This is a genomic window from Parvibium lacunae (assembly GCF_003335215.1).
In the GTDB taxonomy this organism is placed as follows: Bacteria; Pseudomonadota; Gammaproteobacteria; order Burkholderiales; family Burkholderiaceae_D; genus Parvibium; species Parvibium lacunae.
Window position 1 is genome coordinate 544,880 of the sequence record NZ_QPGB01000002.1, and the last position, 13,266, is coordinate 558,145.

Sequence of the window (13,266 nt, forward strand, 5' to 3'; positions counted from 1 at the left end):
CTTAATTAGACCAGTGCAACCACACTGGCTGCCCCGTCAACAATGCTGGTGCGTAAGGCTTGGGTCTGTGGCAACAGGTGCTCTGCAAAAAAGAGGGCGCTTTGGCATTTGGCTTGTAAAAATCCTGCGTCGCCCTGCCCGGCTTGTAATTGGGTTTGCGCCGCCAGCCAGGCACGCGCCAATTGCCACCCGCCAAGCGTTAGCCCGGCTAACTTTAGATAAGGCACCGATCCGGCAAACACTGCGTTGATATCCGTTTTAACGTGACTGACAATAAACGCAACAACGTCGCGGAGTGCCAATTGCGCCTCATGCAAACGCTTCGCCAGGCGTGCCGCCTCAGGATGAGGATGGGCTTTGAGCAGCGTTAAGGTAACCTGAATTCTGGTCAATACAAGTTGGGCGACGGCGCCGCCGTCTTTCGCAGTTTTACGTCCGACCAGATCATTCGCTTGAATCGCCGTGGTGCCTTCGTAAATCGTCAAAATCCGCGCATCACGATACCACTGCGCGGCCCCCGTTTCTTCAATGAAGCCCATACCACCATGCACTTGAATACCGAGTGAGGTCACCTCTACCGACATTTCGGTACACCAGCCTTTAACAATCGGCACAAGGTATTCGTAGAGGGCCTGCTGTTCCGCTGCTAAGGCAGTATCGACCGTATGGTGGGCGACATCCGCATAGCTGGCCGTGACATACGCCAAGGCCCGCGCCGCTTCGGTTTGGGTGCGCATCAGCAACAGCATACGACGTACATCAGGATGATGAATAATCGGCCCCGCTGCAGGTAAAGAAGCATCGACCGGGCGACTTTGAATCCGGTCTTTAGCATATTGCAGCGCTTGCTGATAGGCGCGCTCCGCCACCGCTAAGCCCTGAACGCCGACGGCAAAGCGGGCGGCATTCATCATGATGAACATGTACTCCAGGCCGCGATTTTCTTCACCCAAGAGATACCCAACAGCCCCTTCCTGTTCAGTGGTGCCGCCATATTGCAGTACACAAGTGGGGCTAGATTTAATCCCGAGCTTGTGTTCGATAGAGACGCACTGCACGGCATTCCTTGCGCCGAGCGAACCGTCTGCATTCAGCAGGACTTTCGGCACAATAAAGAGTGAAATCCCTTTGACCCCCGCCGGAGCATCTGGCGTGCGGGCCAGCACAAAATGAATAATGTTTTCAGCCAGATCATGCTCGCCGTAGGTAATAAATATTTTCTGGCCGCTGAGGCGGTAGGTGCCATCCATTTGCTTGACTGCTTTACTGCGAATCAACGATAAATCCGAACCGGCCTGCGGCTCGGTGAGGTTCATCGTACCCGTCCACTCGCCATTGATAAGCTGGGGCAAATAGCGATTGCGTTGCTCTTCCGAACCCGCCGTCATGAGCGCCTCAATCGCCCCATCCGTCAGCAAGGGGCAGAGCGCAAAAGACAAGTCAGCACTGTTCAACATTTCATTGCAAGCGGTACCAACGACTTTCGGTAAGCCTTGGCCACCAAACTCCACAGGGTGTTGCAAACCTTGCCAGCCGCCCTCGGCAAATTGTTTGAAGGCTGCACGGTAGCCCTTGGCTGTCGTTACTTTGCCCTCGGCAAAAAAGCTGGGCGCTTTGTCTGCCTCACGCGCCTGCGGGGCTAACACTTCCCCCGTGAACTTGGCGCTTTCTTCGAGAATCGCTTCCACGGTATCGGGTGTGGCATCCCCATAGCCCGGTAAGCCGTTGATGGCGTTTAAGTCAGCCAATTCATTTAGAACAAACAACATGTCTTTGACGGGGGCAGCATACGCAGTCATGCACAACTCCTTGGTGGGAATAGGATCACTTAAGCGATTCCTAAACAATCATTATTATTCTTTTTAGCAGACGGGCAATAATAAAAAAGCAGACCGAAGTCTGCTTTTTTTAACGCTTACAACGCCGCGGTGAGCTGCGGCACAATCTCGAAGAGATCGCCCACAATCCCATAATCCGCCACCCCAAAAATCGGGGCTTCCGCATCTTTATTGATGGCCACGATTACTTTGGAATCTTTCATCCCGGCCAGGTGTTGAATCGCGCCGGAAATCCCAATCGCAATATAGAGCTGTGGCGCCACGATTTTGCCGGTTTGCCCCACTTGCCAATCGTTCGGGGCAAAGCCTGCATCCACCGCGGCACGGGACGCGCCCATAGCGGCGGAGAGCTTATCCGCCAAGGGTTCGAGCAGCTTGAAGTTATCGGCGGAACCCATACCCCGACCACCGGAAACGATCACTTTGGCGCTAGTGAGTTCAGGGCGATCCAGTTTCACCACTTCGCGTTGTACAAAACTGGCTTTGCCACTATCGGCTACCGCACTGATGTTCTCCACCGCAGCGCTACCGCCGCTGGCGGCCACGGCATCGAAGGCGGTGGTGCGCACCGTCATCACTTTCACCGCATCGCTGCTTTGGACGGTGGCAATCACGTTACCGGCATAGATGGGGCGCTTGAAGGTATCCGCACTTTCTACGCTGATGATGTCGGAAATTTGCGCCACATCCAGCTTCGCCGCCACGCGGGGCAAGACGTTTTTACCAGAGGTCGTGGCGGGGGCCAAAATGTGAGTAAACCCACCGGCCACGGCCAGCACTTGTGCCGCCAGGTTTTCTGCAAGCTGTTCAGCTAATGCTGGGGCATCGGCCACCAGTACTTTTGCGACACCGGCGACTTGCGCGGCGGCTTGAACCGCGCCACTGCAATTGCTCCCAGCCACCAAGACGGTAATGGGGCCACCGAGTTTTTGCGCGGCAGCAACCGTGTTCAAGGTCGCGGGTTTGAGGGTGGCGTTGTCGTGTTCTGCAATCACTAAAATAGTCATGTTCGATTCCCCCTCAGATCACTTTAGCTTCGTTTTTGAGTTTGTCGACTAAAGCGGCCACATCAGCCACTTTAATCCCGGCCTGACGTACCGGCGGCTCGCTCACACTAAGTGTTTTCAGACGTGGGGTGACATCCACCCCTAAGTCTTCCGGCTTCAAGGTATCGAGCGGTTTTTTCTTGGCCTTCATAATGTTCGGCAAGGTCACATAGCGCGGCTCATTCAGGCGCAAATCGGTTGTCACCACCGCAGGCAAGCTCAACGACAAGGTTTCCAAACCGCCATCGACTTCGCGCGTCACTTGGGCTTTGCCATCGGCCACCACCACTTTAGACGCGAAGGTGGCTTGCGGGAGATCGGCCAAGGCCGCCAACATTTGACCGGTCTGGTTGCAGTCATCATCAATCGCTTGTTTGCCGAGAATGACGAGTTGGGGTTGTTCTTTGTCCACCAAGGCTTTCAGGAGCTTGGCGACCGCGAGGGGCTGTAAGTCAGCGTCGGTTTCAACCAAGATGGCACGATCCGCGCCAATCGCCAGCGCAGTCCGCAGGGTTTCTTGTGACTGGGCCACGCCACAGCTGACGGCAATCACTTCGGTCGCCACACCGGCTTCTTTCAAACGCACCGCTTCTTCCACGGCGATTTCATCGAAGGGGTTCATCGACATTTTGACATTCGCTATATCCACGCCGGAACCGTCGCTTTTGACGCGGACCTTAACGTTGTAATCCACGACCCGTTTTACAGGTACCAAAATTTTCATACCTTGCTCCTCTGTGTTGCGCGCTTTTTCATGAAAGACATTGAGCGCACGAATAAACTCGACGACATACCAACCATAGACATTGCTTTGACAATCGCAGATCGACGATGCCCTCGATGCGCAAAAAGACACGATCAATGCAGCCATCAACATCGTCAGGGCCGTGATAACTCAATCTGTAGGCGGTTAAGCCGATATCTCTGCTTGGCTGATCATTATAGCCTTGCTGAAAAAGCCTATACTGCGTTTTTTAGCTAGGCAGCTTCTGTTCTAACGATACCCTAAGGCAGCTAATTTGGGCAGTCTGCTGCAAGAGGTCCGATTTTTACAACGCGCAACACCACGCCCCACTGGTTGGTGGCGGTATATTCTTTTTCTGAAAGCGCCGTATGCAAGCACTCTTTGAACCCGTTTTAACGCAAATTAATCAAATTGTGTTGGGTAAAGCAGAAACTGTACAACTGGCCTGTGCCTGTTTGCTGGCTGGGGGCCATCTTTTACTGGAAGATCGGCCAGGTGTCGGTAAGACGACCCTAGCACACACCCTTGCGAAAGCGTTGGGATTGGAATTTAAACGAGTTCAATTCACCAATGACTTACTGCCGGCAGACTTGCTAGGCATTTCTATCTATGAACCGCCGTCTGTTCAAGAAGGAACAAAAGGGCAATTTATTTTCCACCCTGGCCCGGCCTTTACCCAAGTCTTACTCGCGGATGAAATTAACCGGGCCACTCCAAAAACGCAATCCGCGATGCTGGAGTTGATGGAGGAGCAACAAGTCACGATTGATGGTCAGGCTCGCCCCGTACCCCAACCTTTTTTTGTCATCGCCACCCAAAATCCGCAAGACTCCGTCGGTACGTTTGCGCTCCCAGAATCACAATTGGACCGTTTCTTGATGCGACTCTCCCTCGGGTACCCTGACCGTGCCGCAGAGCGCTTGCTGTTGGCGGAACAACGCGGCCGCGAGCGTTTATCTAGCGCCACGGGCGTGCTGAGTACGGCAACGCTACTCGCGTTTCAGCAACAGGTACGGGAGCAATACGTGAGTCCAGCGATACTCGACTATGTGCAAGATTTACTAGCCGCGAGTCGCGCTCAAGCCGATTTACTACAAGGCCTCAGCCCGCGGGCGGGCCTCGCCCTGCTACAAGCTGCACGGGCCTGGAGCTGGCTGGCGGGACGTGACCATGTGCAACCAGAAGATATCCAAATGGTCTTTCCCTATGTGGCAGGACACCGCCTGCATACCCGCCAGGGGCAACAAATTTCTGCCACGCAGCTGCGCCAGCTCTGGCAAGGCGTCTCCCTTGCCTAGGTGGGCCAGAATGGCAGGATTGATCTCTCACTCTGCGACGCTACGCCAGCGACTGAGGCAACGGCTCAGCAGTATGGTGCGCGGCTGGCAGCCTGAAGACGGTCCCCTGATATTGCGCCAAAATCGGATTTACGTCCTGCCCACCCGGGTGGGCTGGCTGTTTTTATTGACCCTCATTGCATTGCTATTGGCGGCGATTAACTACAACTTGGCATTGGGCTATGCCATGACCTTTCTCTTGGCGAGCATTGGTTTAGCCAGTTTATTTCATACCTTTCGTAACCAAGTTCAACTGGAATTTTCAGCCCTCCCCCTCAACGCACCAGCGATGGCTGAACAACCGCTGAGGCTCACGCTGCGCTGCCGTAATCTGCAGGGCATCCCACGCTTTGCCATGCAAGTGCGCGTACACCAACCAGCCGCGTTGGAAGCTGCGCTCAGTCCGGTCATCCTGTCCTTACAACCCCATAGTGATAGTCTCTTTTCCCTTGCCGTTCCCGCTGGGCCGCGTGGTTATTTCCAAGCTCCGCGCTTGGTGATAGAAACACGTTATCCACTCGGCCTATGGCGAGCCTGGAGTTACTGGACACCGATTGTTGCAGGCCTGATCTACCCGCAGCCTGAAACACCCTCACCGCCCTGGCCCAATCAAGAAGCAATCCTCAGCAGTGACACGCCAGCAGGGGGCGCCAACCAATTGGGTGACAGTGATTTAAGTCACCTGCGGACCTATCAAAGCGGCGATTTACCCAGCCGCATTGACTGGAAGAGCAGCGCTCGACTGGGCTTACGGGGCAGCGATACGCCAACCTGGTATGTCAAGGTTTTGTCTGGTCAGCCCCAAGCCGAGCGATGGTTCACGTGGGAACAAACCCAAGGTTTAACGCTGGAGGCACGCTTGGCGCGCCTCACCGCGTGGGTACTGAGCAGTCAAGCCGCCCAGTGTGCGTGCGGCTTACGCTTGCCGGGCTATGAACTAGCCCCGGCAGGTAGTGCGCAACACTATCAACAGTGCCTCTCCGCCCTCGCCTGCTATGGTCTGCCCGCCAAGGAGTACCACCATGGCTAAAGAGGCTACGGCACGCAGCGCTTGGCAAAATTGGCAACTAACCTGGGCGCTACGCCCACACCGCGAACAACTGCAATTTCTACTCTTGCTGATTAGCGGCATGATTGTGCTGCCGCATCTACCCTATTTGCCGTGGTGGATCAGTCTTGGCTTTGGCGCGCTGCTGGGGCTGCGGCTATGGCAGTTGCTAACCCGGCGCGCCAGTTTTGGCCCATGGGCCAGAAGTCTGATGGTGTTGCTGGCCAGTGCGGGGATCTGGCTCACGTATCGAACCCTGATTGGCCAGGAAGCAGGAACCGCCTACTTGCTACTACTGCTGGCACTCAAACTACAAGAACAACACACTCGCTTCGGCCGAGGTAAGCGACCAACAGACTCCCTGCGCGATCTGTATCTCACGCTTTTTTTGGGTTTATTCCTGCTTTTGGCCGGCTTTTTTAATTCACAAAGTTTGCTGCTAGCGCTGTACTTATTGCTGTGTATTGTGGTGATTCTCATCATCCTGATCTACGCCCATCAACTGCCTGCCAGTGCTGAAATCAGCACCACGGTTAGCGCGAGCACGGGCCTATCGGATGTGGCGCGCCGCGCACTGGTGCTGTGTCTGCAGGCAATCCCGCTGATGATCGTTTTGTTTTTTCTGTTCCCTCGCAGTGGCGGCCCCCTGTGGGGCATCCCCCGTGATCAAGCTAGCGCCAAGACAGGCATGTCGGCCTCGATGCGGCCAGGTGATATCAACCAACTGATTCAAAATCCCAGTATCGCCCTGCGGGCGGAGTTTGTCGACGGCAGCGTGGCCATACAGGCGCAGCGTGCCCAGCTCTATTGGCGTGGCCCCGTGCTGGATAACTTCGATGGCCGCAGTTGGCGCAGCACAGAGAGCCTGGCCGCAACCACGCGTGAACTGCCAGATATTCGCCTACCCGCCAACGCAACGCGCAGCGTATCGTACCGTGTCACCCTTGAACCACAAGGGTATCAATGGCTTTTTCTGCTGGATTGGCCAGATCGCTTCCCGCGAGTGGAACGGCAGGTCGGGCAACTTGGCTTCTCCCCCAGTGGGGTCAGTCGTTTTCAGTTACAAGCCCGCGGCGGCCAGCCGCTCCCGCAAGTGGGCCTCGAACGACTGCGCTACGAAGCCAGCAGCAATCTCTCGGCACAGCTCAACGACCAGCCCGACACTACCTGGCGCGAACGCTGGCTGCAATTACCCCCTGGGTTTAATCCGCGCACCCTGGAACTGGCCCAAACCTGGAAACTTCAGGCCCTGCGACAACGCGGCGGGGATGCGCCCGGTGCAGAGGAATCTCAAGCCATCGACAGCCTGCATCACACCCTGATTCAGCAAGCCTTGCGTTATCTGCGCGAACAAGGGTTTGTTTATAGTCTCAGCCCGCCGCTGCTGGGGCAGCACAGTGTCGATGAGTTTTTATTCCAGACCCGCAGTGGTTTTTGTGAACACTACAGCAGCGCCTTTGTCGTGCTTATGCGGGCACTCGACATCCCCGCCCGCGTGGTGACTGGCTACCAAGGCGGGGAACCGAATGAAGTCGATGATACCTGGGTCGTACGCCAGAGTGATGCTCATGCTTGGACGGAAGTGTGGTTACCGCTCAGTGGTTGGACGCGGGTTGACCCTACCGCAATGGTCGCGCCAGAGCGCTTGAATATTGGCGCCAGTGCGCAACAACGCCAGCAGCAAGCCGGGTGGCGGCACTGGCCCGGGTTAAGTTGGGTGGAAGACAGTGTGCGGGCTGCAAGACTACGCTGGGAAGCCCTCAACCATCGCTGGAATCAATGGGTGTTGCAATACAACCGCGAGCAACAACAAAGTTTGCTACAACGACTGGGGCTGGCGCAGCAAGACTGGCGACGGCTCTCGGCCTATGTGTTGGTTGCACTGGCGGGGGGCATGGGCATTCTGGCGAGCTGGATTTTATTGCCATGGCGCCAGTGGTGGCAGCGTGGTGCGCACGTGATTTATTTTTATTGGGTTGTCTTTATTCTGCGGCAACCCAGCCTGATTCCGCCTGAGCGCTGGCTGGCTCGACTATACTTACGGTTTGAACAGCGGTGCTTGCATTTATTGCTGGCCCAGTCCGGCCTTCCAGTTTGGGCGTATTCGTTACGGCGCGGGCAGCGGCAACACTATCAACGGCAGGGGCATGAAGGCTGGGCCACTTGGGGGCAACGTGTACTCATTCCCTTACCTGGCCCGACTCGGGATGCGGCGCAGGCAATTTTGGCGCAGCTGTTGGCCTTGCGATACCGCCCCCTCGGCCGTCAGGCTGAATCCACCGCCGCTACAACACAGGCTTTACTCGAACTCGAAACATGCATTCATCGTTTGTCGCTCTCCTTACCACATGCCAAAGTATGACTTCTTCAACACCCTGCAAGCGGACTCGTGCTGCCTCACTAAGCCTGCACAGTGCGGGGCGCGGCTGGCTCGAAACCACCGCGAGGCAATTCAACAAAAAAGCCAAAAGAAGCGCCATGTTGTTGCTTATGCTGTGCTTGGGCACCCCATTGGCAGTGGCCAAGTCTAAGCCAGTGGTCGCACCAGTAGAGCCTGTGCGCAATTATGCGCAGCATCCCGAGGCGCAAGCCTTCATTGCCGAGATGGTACAAAAACATGGCTTTATCGCCGCCGAGCTTCAGCAACTCTTCAAGCAAGTCTATTTCGTGCCGACTGCCGCGCGGCTCATGACACCAACAGGCAGCACCAAGCCAAAAGTCTGGCGCGATTACCGAGCGCGCTTTATTGAACCGCTGCGGATACAGGCGGGCGTCAAATTTTGGCAGGAACAGGCGCCGTGGCTGAGTCGGGCCGAACAAGAGTTTGGGGTTCCTGCCAGCATCATCGTGGCGATTATCGGCGTGGAAACGATCTATGGCCGGAATCCCGGCAAATTTCGGGTGCTAGACACCTTGGCAACACTGTCCTTCGACTACCCCAGTGGGCCAACTATCAAATCCCGCGCGTCTTTTTTCCGTCAGCAACTTGAGGAATATCTCTTGCTCGTGAGCGAGGCGAATTGGGATGTCTTCAGCCTGCGTGGCTCCTACGCCGGGGCAATCGGTATTCCGCAATTCATGCCCAGCAGCTACCGCCGCTTTGGGGTTGATTATGATGGTGATGGCAAGGTGGACCTACGCAACAGCCCTGCAGATGCGATTGGTAGCGTGGGGAAATTCTTGCGTGAACACGGCTGGCAACCCGGCCAAACAATCTACAGCGGGTTAGCGCAAGCGCCTACTGCTGCCCAGCTAGACACCCTGGCGCGATTCGCGGCAAAGGGCATTGAACCCAGTTTGTCGCCACAAGAAATAGCGGCGCAAGGGTTAGAAAGCGCCCACTTACAGCCAACCCTGAATTATGCGGTGATTGATCTGCCCCAGGGAGTAGAAACCCCAGACTATGGCTATGGCGCGCGGAATTTTTATGTGATTACCCGCTATAACCGCAGTAGTTTTTATGCGCTGTCGGTGGTTGAGCTGGCAAATGCGATTGAGCGCAGCCGGACAGCCGGTAATCCCCAGAATACAACTGCAACGGCAATTAAATGAGCGCGATAACAATCGCCAAGCAGAGTAAGGTTAAAATAAGCTATGGGTATTGAAAACCGCCAACTCCCCCGTGCCAATGTTGTCTGGCGTGCTGCGTATCTGGTCGCAGTCGGGAAGTATTCGCCCTTAAAAATTATCAATATTTCTGAGGGTGGCGTCGGCGCGGTGACGGAATCCCGTTTCAATCTCGGCCAGCAAATGCAGTTGGTACTCGAAATACCGCATCCAGATGGCTCACCACGCTGGATTCATGCGCCCATCAAAGCCGTGGTCGTCCATACAATTTTAAGCGGCGAGAGTTACAAAATCGGGGTCAAATTTACCGAAATTGATATCAACCATAAAGCGGTCATCAAAACCTGGGTTAGTAAACTGAATAACCCCATGGTGTAAACACCTTACGACGCTCAGGCTGGAAACACCCCTGTTGACAGGTAGCGATCGCCACGGTCACAGACAATAAATACGATCGTTGCTTGCTCTACCTGCTCCGCAATGCGCAAGGCCACACAGAGCGCCCCTGCTGCTGACACACCGCAGAAAATGCCCTCTTCGGCAGCCATCCGACGTGCCATGATTTCGGCCTCACGCTGGCTTACAGTCAAGATCTGATCCACCCGGTCGCGCTCAAAAATAGCGGGCAAATACGCGTCTGGCCATTTGCGAATACCGGGAATCTGAGAGCCGTCCTCGGGTTGAGCGCCAATAATCTGTATCGACGGATTTTGCTCTTTAAGATAGCGCCCAGTTCCCATGATGGTGCCGGTGGTTCCCATCGCACTTACAAAATGGGTAATGGTGCCGCGTGTATCGCGCCAAATCTCTGGCCCTGTTCCCTGATAATGAGCCGCCGGATTATCGGGGTTACCAAACTGATCCAAGATCACCCCTTGGCCTTCATCACGCATTTTCTCGGCCAAATCACGGGCATATTCCATCCCGCCTTTTTCGGGGGTCAGAATAATCTCTGCACCGAAGGCGCGCATGGTCTGGCGACGCTCAATGCTTAAATGCTCGGGCATGATCAGTACCATTTTGTAGCCGCGCATGGCAGCCGCCATGGCCAGTGCGATCCCGGTGTTACCACTGGTGGCTTCAATCAAGGTATCACCCGGCTTGATCTGGCCACGCGCTTCAGCGTGCTTAATCATAGAAATCGCAGGGCGATCTTTGACCGAACCCGCCGGATTATTGCCCTCTAGTTTGCCCAAAATCAGATTGCCACGCTGTTCATTGGCAACGCCAGGAATCCGTTGCAACCGAACCAATGGCGTCTGCCCAATGGTGTCCTCTATGGTCAAATACATAAGCGGTTCATTCTTTCTCTATGAATCAACAATCAGGGCAGAGGCTGGAGTGGAATGATGGTTTCACACGCCACGCATAAGCCGGCTGCTTCCAGTTGCTGACGCGTTTTGGGGCCAATGCCTTTCACCCGCTGCGCCAGCGCTTCGATTGAATCAAAAGGCCCCTGGGCAGTACGATTCGCAATAATCCGGGCTGCCAGCGCGGGGCCAATCTGGCGTATTACTTCTAATTGTCCCTGATCGGCGGTATTCACATTCACCCGCATAACCACGCTCGTCGACACCGGCGCGCTCACGGTTTGTGCGCTAACCTGTGCTGACAGGCTGAGTGCCAATGCCAACCATACCGCACCGCGCCCATCTTTGCAGGGCTTGCGGCATCGGGCCAGCCGCATACTCATGCGGGTTGACGCGCGCACAACCATTGCACGTAACGGCTGACGCCGGCTTGAACATCGAGAAAATTAGCCTGGTAGCCACCCTCGGTACGCAGGCGAGTCATGTCCGCTTGGGTGAAACTTTGATATTTTCCTTTGAGTGCATCAGGAAAAGGGACGTACTCGATTAAGCCTTGTGCGACCAATTCGCTCAAGCTTAGCGCGGGTTTACCGACCGCAACACGTAAGCTATTGACGACTGTTTGCGCCACATCATTAAACGGCTGGGCTCGCCCAGTGCCCAAATTAAAGATACCGGAAAGATCTGGGTTATCGAGGAAATGCAGGTTGACCTTGGCGACATCTTCAACCGAAATGAAATCGCGCATTTGGCCGCCATTCACGTAGCCATCATAGCCTTCAAATAATTTCACTTTACCTTCGGCACGAAATTGATTGAAGTTATGAAAAGCGACCGAGGCCATGCGGCCTTTGTGCTGCTCACGCGGGCCATAGACATTGAAATATTTCAAACCGACGATCTGGCTCTTAGCGTGGCCAAGGTGACGCCGCACCACTTGATCAAACAAGAATTTGGAATAGCCATAGACGTTCAGCGGCTTTTCATACTGGCGATCTTCTTTGAAAATGGTGCCCGCCCCATAGGTCGCTGCTGAGGAGGCGTATAAGTAGGGGGTTTGTGTCCGCAAACAGTAGTCGAGCAGCGCATGCGAATAACGATAGTTGTTTTCCATCATGTAGCGGCCATTGGTCTCCATCGTATCCGAGCAGGCGCCTTGATGCAAAATCGCCCGAACCGCCCCAAATTGCCCCCGCTGCAAGCGCTCAAGAAAGTCCTGTTTATCCAGATAATCACTGATCTCCGCGTCAACGATATTCAAGAATTTATCTGCTCGCGTCAAATTATCAACGGCCAAGATATCGCATTCACCCCGCGCATTCAGGGCGTGTACGAGGTTACTTCCGATCAACCCGGCTGCGCCAGTCACAATAATCGTCATCGTTTGATCTTCCTTTGTCCGTTCTTGACTTACGCTAGTGCAAACAACTCGTCTGGCTGAATGACTGCTGTACCAAGCTTACCAACAACAATACCGCCCGCTTTATTTGCCCAGTGTACACTTTCCACCAAAGACACTTGGCTACCCAACATCACCGCCAAGGTCGCAATCACGGTATCACCGGCACCGGAGACATCGAACACTTCCCGCGCCTGCGCTGGCACATGCACCACACCAGCCTCACTCAAGAGCGTCATTCCCTCTTCTGAGCGGGTCACTAACAGCGCATCCAAAGTCAGCTCTTGTCGCAATTGACTTGCTTTCGCATAAAGCTCGGCCTCCGTTTTCCAGGTGCCGACCACTTGTTTTAACTCAGCACGGTTGGGCGTGAGTAACGTGGCCCCACGATAGCGCTGATAATCATCGCCCTTGGGATCAACCAAAACAATCTTGTTGGCAGCACGCGCCAGGGTGATCATGCGGGCAATATGCTGCAAGCCTCCTTTGCCATAGTCAGACAACACAACCACGTCATAGTGCGGCAGCAGCTTTTCAAATTCCGTTAGTTTGTCGAGCAAGATATCGCGACTAGGGGACTCTTCAAAATCAATCCGTAATAATTGCTGCTGTCGTCCTAGCACCCGCTGTTTAATCGTGGTGGGTAGCTCTGCATCTTGCTGCAAATAGGCTTGCACGCCAGACTCGCTCAATAACTGCTGAATCCGCTGAGCCGCTTCATCTTGCCCAACCACGCCCATCAGCGCCGTTTGCCCGCCCACCGCGTGGCTCAAGGCGGCTGCGTTGCGCGCCACGTTCGCCGCGCCACCAAGGCGATCTTCAGTACGCCTTACACGAACAACGGGGACGGGGGCCTCAGGCGAAATGCGGTCAACATCGCCAAACCAGTAGCGGTCGAGCATGATGTCGCCCACGACTAAGACGCGGGCCTGGGCGAGTTCGGGTTTATTCATACAGACAATTCGGGACAAGCGTT

Annotated in this window: 12 protein-coding genes; 5 read left to right on the top strand and 7 right to left on the bottom strand. The window is 55.1% G+C overall.

Annotation, left to right across the window (positions count from 1 at the left end; all coding sequences use genetic code 11):
- Window positions 1-5: 5 nt before the first annotated feature.
- The 3 genes from DU000_RS06700 to DU000_RS06710 form a co-directional block, all read right to left on the bottom strand.
- Entirely contained in the window at window positions 6-1,799 is a 1,794-nt protein-coding gene (locus tag DU000_RS06700) for an acyl-CoA dehydrogenase (protein WP_114402576.1), read from the bottom strand.
- 116 nt (window positions 1,800-1,915) lie between these two features.
- A complete protein-coding gene (locus DU000_RS06705; protein ID WP_114402577.1) occupies window positions 1,916-2,845 on the bottom strand; it encodes an electron transfer flavoprotein subunit alpha/FixB family protein in 930 nt (309 codons plus the stop codon).
- 13 nt (window positions 2,846-2,858) lie between these two features.
- On the bottom strand, window positions 2,859-3,608 hold the full coding sequence (locus DU000_RS06710) for an electron transfer flavoprotein subunit beta/FixA family protein (RefSeq protein WP_114402800.1): 750 nt from the start codon (window positions 3,606-3,608) through the stop codon (window positions 2,859-2,861).
- 389 nt (window positions 3,609-3,997) lie between these two features.
- Between DU000_RS06710 and DU000_RS06715 the strand changes: the two genes are divergently transcribed.
- From DU000_RS06715 to DU000_RS06735, 5 genes are read left to right on the top strand one after another with little or no spacing between them, the layout of a single operon-like run.
- Window positions 3,998-4,927 carry an AAA family ATPase gene (locus tag DU000_RS06715; RefSeq protein ID WP_114402578.1) on the top strand — a complete coding sequence of 310 codons (930 nt, stop codon included), beginning with the start codon at window positions 3,998-4,000 and terminating at the stop codon, window positions 4,925-4,927.
- A 10-nt stretch (window positions 4,928-4,937) separates the two neighbouring features.
- On the top strand, window positions 4,938-5,996 hold the full coding sequence (locus DU000_RS06720; protein ID WP_158529649.1) for a DUF58 domain-containing protein: 1,059 nt from the start codon (window positions 4,938-4,940) through the stop codon (window positions 5,994-5,996).
- The gene (locus DU000_RS06725; RefSeq protein WP_158529650.1) at window positions 5,989-8,376 is read left to right on the top strand and encodes a transglutaminase TgpA family protein; all 2,388 of its coding nucleotides are present in this window, start codon (window positions 5,989-5,991) and stop codon (window positions 8,374-8,376) included. The genes DU000_RS06720 and DU000_RS06725 overlap by 8 nt, the downstream gene beginning before the upstream one ends.
- The gene (gene mltB / locus DU000_RS06730; protein ID WP_114402581.1) at window positions 8,373-9,566 is read left to right on the top strand and encodes a lytic murein transglycosylase B; all 1,194 of its coding nucleotides are present in this window, start codon (window positions 8,373-8,375) and stop codon (window positions 9,564-9,566) included. The genes DU000_RS06725 and mltB overlap by 4 nt, the downstream gene beginning before the upstream one ends.
- Window positions 9,567-9,608: 42 nt before the next feature.
- Window positions 9,609-9,959, top strand: a complete 351-nt coding sequence (locus DU000_RS06735) for a PilZ domain-containing protein (RefSeq protein ID WP_114402582.1) — start codon at window positions 9,609-9,611, stop codon at window positions 9,957-9,959.
- A gap of 14 nt (window positions 9,960-9,973) precedes the next feature.
- Here the strand turns inward: DU000_RS06735 and cysM are convergent, their stop codons facing one another.
- The 4 genes from cysM to rfaE1 are packed head-to-tail and all read right to left on the bottom strand — an operon-like array spanning window position 9,974 to window position 13,243.
- Entirely contained in the window at window positions 9,974-10,873 is a 900-nt protein-coding gene (gene cysM / locus DU000_RS06740) for a cysteine synthase CysM (RefSeq protein ID WP_114402583.1), read from the bottom strand.
- Between the two features lie 32 nt (window positions 10,874-10,905).
- Entirely contained in the window at window positions 10,906-11,292 is a 387-nt protein-coding gene (locus DU000_RS06745; RefSeq protein ID WP_158529651.1) for a ComEA family DNA-binding protein, read from the bottom strand.
- Window positions 11,271-12,272: an ADP-glyceromanno-heptose 6-epimerase gene (rfaD, locus tag DU000_RS06750; protein WP_114402585.1), complete on the bottom strand. Its 1,002-nt coding sequence runs from the start codon at window positions 12,270-12,272 to the stop codon at window positions 11,271-11,273. Before rfaD ends, DU000_RS06745 begins: the two co-directional genes overlap by 22 nt.
- Before the next feature lie 29 nt (window positions 12,273-12,301).
- Window positions 12,302-13,243 carry a D-glycero-beta-D-manno-heptose-7-phosphate kinase gene (rfaE1, locus tag DU000_RS06755; RefSeq protein ID WP_114402586.1) on the bottom strand — a complete coding sequence of 314 codons (942 nt, stop codon included), beginning with the start codon at window positions 13,241-13,243 and terminating at the stop codon, window positions 12,302-12,304.
- Between the last annotated feature and the right edge of the window lie 23 nt (window positions 13,244-13,266).